General features: G+C 71.5%; 8 protein-coding genes. 1 reads left to right on the forward strand and 7 read right to left on the reverse strand.

Features of this window, described 5'->3' with window-relative positions; translation table 11 throughout:
* Positions 1 to 28: 28 nt before the first annotated feature.
* The 4 genes from E2651_RS08520 to infC all read right to left on the reverse strand — a co-directional run bounded on the left by E2651_RS08520 (position 29) and on the right by infC (position 2,586).
* Positions 29 to 874, reverse strand: coding sequence for an RNA methyltransferase (locus E2651_RS08520; RefSeq protein ID WP_135330420.1), 846 nt, complete (start codon positions 872 to 874; stop codon positions 29 to 31).
* 171 nt (positions 875 to 1,045) lie between these two features.
* Positions 1,046 to 1,432, reverse strand: a complete 387-nt coding sequence (gene rplT, locus E2651_RS08525) for a 50S ribosomal protein L20 (RefSeq protein ID WP_108147726.1) — start codon at positions 1,430 to 1,432, stop codon at positions 1,046 to 1,048.
* A 95-nt stretch (positions 1,433 to 1,527) separates the two neighbouring features.
* Complete coding sequence (gene rpmI, locus E2651_RS08530; protein ID WP_135330421.1) at positions 1,528 to 1,722, reverse strand: 50S ribosomal protein L35; 195 nt, start codon at positions 1,720 to 1,722, stop codon at positions 1,528 to 1,530.
* A 120-nt stretch (positions 1,723 to 1,842) separates the two neighbouring features.
* Positions 1,843 to 2,586 (reverse strand): translation initiation factor IF-3, encoded by a 744-nt coding sequence (gene infC / locus E2651_RS08535; protein WP_135330422.1) that lies wholly within the window; start codon positions 2,584 to 2,586, stop codon positions 1,843 to 1,845.
* A gap of 322 nt (positions 2,587 to 2,908) precedes the next feature.
* Between infC and E2651_RS08540 the strand changes: the two genes are divergently transcribed.
* A complete protein-coding gene (locus E2651_RS08540) occupies positions 2,909 to 3,286 on the forward strand; it encodes a DUF1844 domain-containing protein (RefSeq protein ID WP_135330423.1) in 378 nt (125 codons plus the stop codon).
* A gap of 4 nt (positions 3,287 to 3,290) precedes the next feature.
* On the opposite strand, the gene E2651_RS08545 is transcribed toward E2651_RS08540, so the two are convergent.
* From E2651_RS08545 to E2651_RS08555, 3 genes are read right to left on the reverse strand one after another with little or no spacing between them, the layout of a single operon-like run.
* Positions 3,291 to 4,025 (reverse strand): SseB family protein, encoded by a 735-nt coding sequence (locus tag E2651_RS08545; protein ID WP_135330424.1) that lies wholly within the window; start codon positions 4,023 to 4,025, stop codon positions 3,291 to 3,293.
* A gap of 51 nt (positions 4,026 to 4,076) precedes the next feature.
* Positions 4,077 to 5,249, reverse strand: a complete 1,173-nt coding sequence (gene mycP, locus E2651_RS08550; RefSeq protein WP_135330425.1) for a type VII secretion-associated serine protease mycosin — start codon at positions 5,247 to 5,249, stop codon at positions 4,077 to 4,079.
* On the reverse strand, positions 5,246 to 6,094 hold the full coding sequence (locus E2651_RS08555; RefSeq protein WP_245238675.1) for a hypothetical protein: 849 nt from the start codon (positions 6,092 to 6,094) through the stop codon (positions 5,246 to 5,248). Before E2651_RS08555 ends, mycP begins: the two co-directional genes overlap by 4 nt.
* Between the last annotated feature and the right edge of the window lie 74 nt (positions 6,095 to 6,168).

Here is a 6,168-nt window from a genome sequence, read left to right on the forward strand (position 1 = left end):
GGCGTGGGCCCCCGAGTCCGTCACACTACTAGCTGGGGGTTACAGAACGGCACCCTCCCACGGCACGCTGTGCACGGGCGGAGGCGTAGAGGCACACCGCCGCCGCCGTCGCGAGGTTGAGGCTCTCGGCCCTGCCGTGGATCGGGACGCGCACCACGGCGTCGGCGAGTGCGCGGGTCTCCTCCGGAAGCCCCCAGGCCTCGTTGCCGAAGACCCAGGCGGACGGCGTGCCCATGGTGCCCTTGTCGAGCTCGGTGTCGAGATCGTCCTCGCCCGCGCCGTCGGCGGCGAGGATGCGTACGCCGGCGTCCTTGAGCCCCCGCACGGCCCGCTCGACGGGTACGCCGACGGCGACGGGCAGATGGAAGAGCGAACCGACCGAAGCGCGCACGCACTTGGGGTTGTAGAGATCCACGGAGGCGTCCGTGAGGATCACCGCCTCGGCACCCGCGGCGTCGGCGCACCGCAGCACGGTGCCGGCGTTCCCGGGGTCGCGGACGTGCGCGAGCACGGCGACGAGCTTGGGCCGGGCGGCGAGGATGTCCTCGAAGGGCGTGTCCAGGAACCGGCAGACCCCGACGAGCCCCTGCGGCGTCACGGTCGTCGAGATGTCGGCGATGACGTCCTCGTCGGCGAGGTGCACACGGGCCCCGGCGGCGCGGGCCTCCCCCACGATGTCGGCGTACCGCTCGGCGGCGTCGACGGTCGCGAACAGCTCCACCAGCGTGTCCGAGTACGCGGCGGCCTCCCGCACGGCCTGCGGCCCCTCAGCGAGAAACAGCCGCTCCTTCCCCCGAAAATTCCGCTTGGCGAGCCGCCGCGCAGCACTGACGCGCGGGGACTTGGGAGAAATCAACTCAGGGGCGGCAACCATGAACTCACCTTAGGAACAGCGCCCCGTCAGGGGCGCGGGGAACTGCGCGACCAGCCAGGTACAACCCGCGGACGGCAGCGCACAGACGACGGCAGACGGGAAGCCGGACGCACTCGGACCCGCAAGCCAAGTGGCCTGCGGGTCCGATGTCACGCTCAGCTCAGCGCAGCGTTACGCGGCAGCCTTAGGGGCGTTGACGTCCGAAGGCAGAGCCTTCTGCGCAACCTCGACGAGCGCCGCGAAGGCGTTCGCGTCGTTGACGGCCAGCTCCGCGAGGATCTTGCGGTCCACCTCGATGTTGGCGGCCTTCAGACCCTGGATGAGGCGGTTGTACGTCATGCCGTTCTGGCGGGCCGCAGCGTTGATGCGCTGGATCCACAGCTGACGGAAGTCGCCCTTGCGCTTCTTGCGGTCGTTGTAGTTGTAGACCAGGGAGTGGGTGACCTGCTCCTTGGCCTTGCGGTACAGGCGCGACCTCTGGCCGCGGTAACCCTTGGCCGCCTCGAGGATCGCCCGACGCTTCTTGTGGGCATTGACTGCCCGCTTGACGCGTGCCACTTGTTAACTCCTTGTAGCGGGGCCGTGGTTGGACTCACACGACCCGGTTATCGAATAGGTCCCGGTCAGAGCTCAGGCGCGGTGTGCGCCCGGACTCACTTGCCGAGAAGCTTCTTGATCTTCTTGGCGTCGCCCGGGGCCATCTCGGCGTTGCCACTGAGGCGACGCGTCAGACGGGACGACTTGTGCTCGAGCAGGTGGCGCTTGCCGGCGCGCTCACGGAGCACCTTGCCGGAGCCGGTGATCTTGAAGCGCTTGCTGGCACCGCTGTGCGTCTTGTTCTTCGGCATAGCGCCGTTCTCTCCTCGTCAGTGGCACTCCCTGCCGTTTCCGGTTCCTGCGAATCGGAGGCAGGGAGCGTCAGATGTATCGGTTGTCATCCAGGGCGCGCGTGGGAGGCGCGTCCCGGATCAGGCTTCGGCAGGCTCCTCGGCGGGCGCCTCGACCTCGGCTGCGGCCTCGACGGCCTCGGCCTCGTCGGGCGTCTCCTCCGCGGAGTCGTCCGTGCGGCCCTGTCGCTCGGCCTTGCGGGCGGCCTGGGCCTCGCGGGCCTCGGCCATGGCTTCAGTCTTCTTCTTGTGCGGACCGAGGACCATGATCATGTTTCGGCCGTCCTGCTTCGGGTTCGACTCGATGAACCCGAGGTCTTCGACATCGTTCGCGAGACGCTGCAGGAGTCGGTAGCCGAGCTCCGGGCGGGACTGCTCACGACCACGGAACATGATCGTGATCTTGACCTTGTCGCCCTGCTTGAGGAACCGGACGACGTGACCCTTCTTCGTGTCATAGTCGTGCGGGTCGATCTTCGGCCGGAGCTTCATCTCCTTGATGACCGTGTGCGCCTGGTTCTTGCGCGCCTCACGGGCCTTCATGGCCGACTCGTACTTGAACTTCCCGTAGTCCATGAGCTTGCACACGGGCGGACGGGCGGTAGCCGCCACCTCGACCAGGTCGAGGTCGTACTCCTGTGCAAGCTCCAGGGCCTTGGCAAGCGGAACAATCCCGACCTGCTCGCCGCTGGGACCGACAAGTCGCACCTCGGGAACGCGAATCCGGTCGTTGATGCGGGGCTCGGCGCTGATGGATCCTCCTCGGTAGCACCACGCGGCGGTCTGGCGGACAGCCGCGTTACGTCTGTGTTTTCGGACCAACAGCTTCGGCGCACAAAAAAATGCCCCGGCCGATCACAGGAAGGGGCTCCATTACTACCGGAGCACCTCCGCGGTGATCGCGGGGCGCAACTCGGGCGGGCCCGTAGTCTCGGGGACTATGGCCGCCTGACCGGTGACCCGCCGCTCCGGGGAGCGGTCAGGTGGGAAGCGGAGCCTCCACTTGTGGGCCGGTTCCTTGCGTTTGGACGCGAGTATCCGGCCGGTCGTTACACAAGGTTAGCAGGTCCCCGGGGGTGCGGCTAACCAGCGTGCACGCGGACTCCCGCGGCGCCGCCCGCACAGGGCTCCGCTTATCGTGTGGGACATGAGCGACGCGACCCCCACCCCCGAGTCCCCCGCAGGCGACTCCCCCGACTTCGACACCCTGACCCGCGACATCGCGGACGTCCCCGCGGTCGAGGTGATCACCACGGTCGCCGTCCACCTGATGAGCGCCGCGGCCGTGAACCTGGGCCTCGCCGAGGGCGGCGAGGGCCACAAGGACCTGGACGAGGCCCGCAAGCTGATCCACTCCCTGGCCGGTCTCATGGACGCGAGCGCGACGGAGATCTCCTCGTTCCACGCGGCCCCGCTGCGCGACGGCCTGAAGTCGCTGCAGCTGGCCTTCCGCGAGGCCTCCGACGTGCCGGACGAGCCGGGTCAGGGCCCGGGCGAGAAGTACACGGGCCCGGTCTTCGGCTGATCCCTCACACCGTACGTACGTAAAGGGGCTCGCCCGGTGGCGTCGCCTCGGCCGGCAGCAGTGCCAGGTCGAGGCCGCTCACCAGGCGGGCCCTCAGTGTTTCGTCGGCCGCCAGGTGCCGGGCCACGCGCTGTGCCGTTTCACCGGGGGCGGCGGAGGGGTCGATGACGAGGGCGAGGGTGCCGTCCGCGGTGCCGGCGCCGAGGTAGGCGCGCAGGACGGCGGGCTCGGCGGCGACGGCGGAGCGCACGGCCGCGGTGACGGCGGGGTCGCTCAGCGGGTCCTGGCTGTGCCGGCCCTCGGAGAGGGCGATCAGGGCGGAGCGGTTGATCTCGTACGGGACGGGGCCCGCGAGGTCGAGGACGATGGTGTCGGCCTGCTCATGGGCGGCGGCGGCCAGGGCCTGGTGCAGCGGCACGGCGACGGGCCTGGCCTCCGGGTCCCACAGGGCCAGTGACGCGGTCGAGGTGAAGGCGGGCAGCGCCTTGCGGTTTCCGGCCTTGAGGGTGGGCACCGCCATGTCGCTGGTCTTCTCGCGACGCAGGCCGTTCCCGTCCTCCTCGACCTCGCCGAGGACGGCGACGACGGGGACGAGAAGGCGGGCGCCCGCGAGTGCTTCGAGGACCGGGCCGTGCGCGCTGCGGTCCTCGGCCCAGGCGGCGAGCGCGCTGGTCAGCCGGGGGTCCGCGGACCCGTCGTCGTCGGAGAAGCCGGGGTCCGGGATGTTCTTGTTCGCCACGGTCCTGACCCTATCCACCGTGGCAGGGGGCCCGACGACCGCGGTCCGCCCCTATCGGACGGCGCCCGGCCGGATCCCCCGCCGGCCGCGCCACAAGTACACAGCCGCCACGAGGAGCGCCACACCCAGGCCGCCCGCGACCGGGCCCACCCAGCCCGCCGGGCCGTCGTCGCCCTGGTCGGGGTCGGGCCCCGCACCGAAGTACTTCTTCTCGTACGCCGCCGAGCTCAGCCCCTCCGGCTTCACCTTGCCGCCCTCGGCGATCGCGGCCGCCGGGTCGATGAAGCCGAAGCCTCGGGAGTCGTCGCGGCCGCCGCCCGGCACGTCGCGGGCGGTGTCCTCGACGAGCTTCTTGATCTGGGCGGGGGTCAGGCCGGGGTGGGCGTCGCGGATCAGCGCGACGGCGCCGGAGACGAACGCGGACGCGGCGCTGGTGCCCCACCCCTCGTAGTACTCGCGGTCGGGGTCGGCGATGACGATCTTCTTGCCGGGGGCGCTGACGGTGGCGTACCAGCGGCGGGTGGAGAAGGAGGCGCGGTCGCCGTCCTGGTCGACGGCGGTGGCGGCGATCACTCCGGGGTAGGCCGCCGGGTACGAGATGTGGTCGCCGCGCTCGCCGCCGTTGCCCGCGGACGCGACGACGACGGCGCCCTTCTTCAGGGCGTACTGGACGGCGGCGTCCTCGGCGGGTTCGGGGTGGGCGGACTTGGAGTCGTCGCCCAGGGAGAGGTTGATGACGTCGGCGCCGTGGTCCGTGGCCCAGCGGATGCCGTCGGCGAGCGCGTTGCCCCGGGTGTTGCGGGCCTTCGAGCGGGCGGAGTCGCCGTCCTCGAGGATCACGCGGATCGGCAGGATCTTCGCCTCGGGTGCGATGCCGAGTACGCCGTCGGTGCCGCCCGCGCCGTGTCCGTGGCCCGCGATGATGCCTGCCATGGCGGTGCCGTGCCGGGCCCAGGGGCGGTCGCCCCGCTTCGCGCCGAAGCCGACCATGTCCTTGCCTGTGAGGACGTTGCCCTTCAGGTCGGGGTGTTCGGCGTCTATGCCGGTGTCCAGGACGGCGACGGTGATGCCCTTGCCCTTGGTGGTCTGCCAGGCCCGGTCGGTGTGCATCGCGTCCAGGGCCCACTGCTGGGCGCGGATGCCGTCGTCGGCGTGCGCGACGGTGGGCAGCAGGGCGAGTGACCCCGCGACCAGGGCGGCGGCCGTCATCTGACGGATTCTCATGAGGACTTCTCCGTGGCCGCGATGGTCTTGCGCAGGCCGCGCTCGACGCGGTCGGCGATGCCCTTCGCCTCGTTGCCGAGACCGGCCTGGGCGGGGGCGCTGGTGGCGGAGGTCTTCATGGCCTCCTCGGCGGGCTCCGGTTCGGTGACCGTGCGGCCGTCGGCGAACCCGGAGACGGCGAAGGCGACTACGGGGGCGTCCGGCAGGACGGACACGGTCCAGGACGCGCGCTGGGCGTCGCCGAAGTCGGCGGCCAGGGTTCCCTTGGCGGCGTACGGCCGTGGCATCAGGTCGGCGCGCCGGTCGAGGCCCTCCTCCGTGAAGCGGGTGCGCAGGGAGCGCATCGCCTCGGCGTCGGCCTTGGTGAACAGCAGGCCCACCGTGGTGACATGGCTGCGGGTCGCGTCCGTGTACGTGGCGCGCAGCAGCCGCAGGCAGCCTGCCGGGGCGAGCGCTTTGCGCAGGAGCGGGTCGAAGGCGGTCTTGCAGCCGCTGTCGGGGGCGACGGCTATCCGGGTCCAGGTGCGGTCGGCGCCGCCGGGGCCCGCGCCCTCTCCCTTGATCGTGACGGGGAAGAGCCGGTCGACGGGCACGCTGTGCCAGAGCTCGCCCGCGACGGCGTACGCGCTCTGTGTGCCGCCCGCTCCCTCGGCCTCGCCGGTCAGCCAACTCCCGGTGGCCGCACCGCCGATGAGCCCGAGGCCGAGCACCACACAGGCAGCGGCGGCCACCGCCTTGGGGCGGGCCCAGGAGCGGACGGGCCGCAGCCGGGTGGTGCTGTCGTCGTACAGAGCGGGCCGCGCGAACGTCACGAAGGGGCGCCCCGTGCCGGGTCCCGGCGTCAGGTCGACGGCGCCGACTGCCCTGCGGGCGGCGGCGGTTCGGGGGGAGGGCGCCGGCGGCGCGAGCGGGCCGGGCG

It is taken from the genome of Streptomyces sp. MZ04 (assembly GCF_004684775.1).
Lineage (GTDB): Bacteria > Actinomycetota > Actinomycetes > Streptomycetales > Streptomycetaceae > Streptomyces.